4 protein-coding genes are annotated in these 2766 nt (G+C 60.8%); all 4 read right to left on the reverse strand.

Going from position 1 to position 2766, the window contains the following annotated elements; all coding sequences use genetic code 11:
- A partial coding sequence (locus F627_RS16820) for an IS30 family transposase (RefSeq protein ID WP_081630781.1) occupies window positions 1-1156 on the reverse strand: 1156 nt, incomplete at its 3' end.
- 295 nt (window positions 1157-1451) lie between these two features.
- The gene (locus tag F627_RS16825) at window positions 1452-1721 is read right to left on the reverse strand and encodes a Txe/YoeB family addiction module toxin (RefSeq protein ID WP_081624471.1); all 270 of its coding nucleotides are present in this window, start codon (window positions 1719-1721) and stop codon (window positions 1452-1454) included.
- Window positions 1696-1974 (reverse strand): type II toxin-antitoxin system Phd/YefM family antitoxin, encoded by a 279-nt coding sequence (locus F627_RS0115390; RefSeq protein ID WP_018864398.1) that lies wholly within the window; start codon window positions 1972-1974, stop codon window positions 1696-1698. The genes F627_RS16825 and F627_RS0115390 overlap by 26 nt, the downstream gene beginning before the upstream one ends.
- Window positions 1975-2333: 359 nt before the next feature.
- Window positions 2334-2651 carry a type II toxin-antitoxin system RelE/ParE family toxin gene (locus tag F627_RS0115395; RefSeq protein WP_019584582.1) on the reverse strand — a complete coding sequence of 106 codons (318 nt, stop codon included), beginning with the start codon at window positions 2649-2651 and terminating at the stop codon, window positions 2334-2336.
- Between the last annotated feature and the right edge of the window lie 115 nt (window positions 2652-2766).

The raw sequence follows: 2766 nt of genomic DNA on the forward strand, positions 1-2766 counted from the left end.
CGGTCGATGCAACAGCAGCCATGAGTTTATCCGCCGGGGTGGCATAGCCCAAGGTTTTACGGGGTCGCTGATTCAGTCGAAGGGCGACCTCATTGAGGTCGGCCTGAGAGAAGCTGGCCAGCTCGGTGCCTTTGGGGAAGTACTGACGCAGTAGGCGGTTGGTATTCTCATTGGTGCCGCGCTGCCAGGGACTCTGCGGATCACAGAAGTAGACCTTCACATCGGTGGCCGCCGTGAACGCCTTATGTCTTGCCATCTCGGTGCCACGATCCCAAGTCAGGGAGTGCCACAGTTCCCGCGGGAGCGTGTGGACCTCGCGGCTAAGCGCATCCAAGACGCTCTCCGCATCCTTTCCCTGGACCTTCACTAACATCGTATAGCGGGAATGGCGCTCGACGAGCGTGGCGATGTGGCTATTCTTCGCCCCCGAGATCAGATCCCCCTCCCAGTGGCCGGGGATCGCGCGATCTTCTACTTCCGGTGGGCGTTCGCGGATCGAAATGGCGTCGATGATCTGGCCGCGCGGTTGCCCTTCTGTGCTCGCCAGGCGTGAGCGGCGCATCATGCGTCTCGAACGCAAGTGCTTCACCAGCTCTTTCTTGAGAACGCCACGGGCCTGAATGAAAAGGCTGCGGTAGATCGTCTCGTGGGAGATGTGCATATCGGGCGTGCCTGGATACTGAACCCGTAGCCATCCTGCGATTTGCTGGGGCGACCAGTCCACTGCAAGCTTCTCAGCCACGATCTGCTGCAGAGGAACATGCGTTGCGAGCCGGCATGGCTTAGGCCGCCGCGCTCGATCCCAGGCCCGTTCATTGGCCACGGTGGCGCGGTAGGTATTCCGGGTGCCGTGGCGCGCGAGTTCGCGGCTGATGGTGGAAGGCGCGCGGTCGAGGGTCTTCGCAATCTGACGGATCGATACCCCGGCGGCCAGCCCGCGAGAGATCTCCTCACGCTCGGAAGGCGTCAATGCCAGACGGGACCTGCGGCGCTCGGCAGGGGCAATTCCTCCGCACGCGGCGACAACGCCATGGATGGAGCCGGCATGCTTGCCCAATGCTCGGCCAATGTCACTCAGCGACTCGCCGGCTTTCCACCGCGCCCATAGCTGCGCTTTCTCTCCAGCCGAGAATCCCACCCTGCGCACTTGCACCATCTGCACCACCCCCAAAACCAGTATTAGGACCGAAGGTGTTGCATCGATCAATTGAACTCACCACACCCATCTTCGGGTCAGACCCGGCGCCGCCAATGCGCCCGGTCAGCTCTCGGGGAAGACATAACGGGGTCGGACCACGATAACTTGCTGTAGCAGAAGGACTTTCGTGCGCTCAAGGATGATTTCTGAGCCTTAGCGAGGGCATTTCGCCCCCGAAATGGTGCCTTCCCGGCACGAACGGGGCTCGGGGTCAGACCATGATGCCCCGAGCGAGGGGCAACATGGGCTCGGGTCACAACGTGTCGTAATGGCCGCCGATCGCGAAGACGTAGATGGCTTGATCGTCGAAGCGGTAGATCAGGCGATCCCGGGAGGAGAGACGTCGGGACCAGAAGCCCGACAGCGAATGCCGAAGGGGCTCCGGCTTACCCGTTCCCGTAGCTGGATCGTTCCGGAGCATTTCCTTGAGGATCCGGCGCAGGGCTCGATGCAGCTTTGGGTCACGCTCACGGAGCGTTTCGTACGCCGCCCAGGTATTACCCTCGAATACCAGTGATCTCATCCATCTCCCCTTCCGTGGGACGGTAGCCTTCTCCCTTCCGATGGGTAGCGGCCGAATCGGCGATCTGCTGCATCAGGCTGGAGTTCTGGAGGACGTAGAGCGTTTCCTGCTCCCGCTCCCAGTCATCCGCACTCATCACCACAAAGGCCTCACCCGCTCGGCGCGTGACCTTGAGCGGCGTGTGCGTAGTGACGGCCTCTTCCACGAAGGCCTTCAGGTTCTCGCGAAACCGGTTCACGCTGACTGTTTCCATGCCGGACCTCAAACGTACGGAAGTACCGTACAACTATAGACATCCTTCAGGTTCGGTTCAATTGCGTCTTCCGGCGCACCGTTCCCACATGACGTACCGGAGGAAGAGGACATCGAGGAACTCGGGGGTCAGACCTTGCCTTTTGACCCCCCATCAAGGGAGAGGCAAAAGGCAACGAGAAAAACGGGGACAGATTTATTTTTCCGCGGCCAAAACGTCATCCCGGCCGGAGCGAGGCGGAGAATCGAGATCGCTGACGCTAACGCCTGCACCGCCGGCCGAGATTGCGGATAACCGGTTTGCGGTTTCCGGGATGGCGTTCAAACGCCACAAACCGTGAGCGGAGGTCTGGTGGCGGCCTAGTTCTTCTTCGACGCTCCACCAGGGAGGTGCAGCAGGCGTTCGCTTCGCCAGACCCGGACAACCCTTACCCGGTCGGGATCACGCCGGTACACGATGCGGAACGGTGCATGGACGAGCTCTCGCAGAAACGGCTGGTCAAATTCAGGCACTACCCTGCCGATGTCGGGGTGGTCGTTCAGGGCCTGAACTCGTTGGAAAATCTCTTGCACCAATCTCTGTCCGACCTCCGGCACACCTTGCTCCGAGTACCACTCCTGCATCTGCTTGAGATCGCGCAGGGCGGATTCGGCAAACGTGATCGTAATGCCGGGCATATTGCTAGGAAACACTGATTAATGTACACGCTCGCGCTCGAGTCGCTTTTGCGTGCGAACAAGGCGCGGTGACTGCCGTGCAGTCATTCTGCACAAGGGAGCCGCAACGCCGTTC

It is taken from the genome of Thioalkalivibrio sp. ALE16, assembly GCF_000381305.1.
Taxonomy (GTDB): domain Bacteria; phylum Pseudomonadota; class Gammaproteobacteria; order Ectothiorhodospirales; family Ectothiorhodospiraceae; genus Thioalkalivibrio.

Bases quoted from the DNA above. Each gene is read 5' to 3' on its own strand.
- F627_RS16825 (WP_081624471.1), bottom strand. From the start codon at position 1,721: ATGAGATCACTGGTATTCGAGGGTAATACCTGGGCGGCGTACGAAACG.
- F627_RS0115390 (WP_018864398.1), bottom strand. From the start codon at position 1,974: ATGGAAACAGTCAGCGTGAACCGGTTTCGCGAGAACCTGAAGGCCTTC.
- F627_RS0115395 (WP_019584582.1), bottom strand. From the start codon at position 2,651: ATGCCCGGCATTACGATCACGTTTGCCGAATCCGCCCTGCGCGATCTC.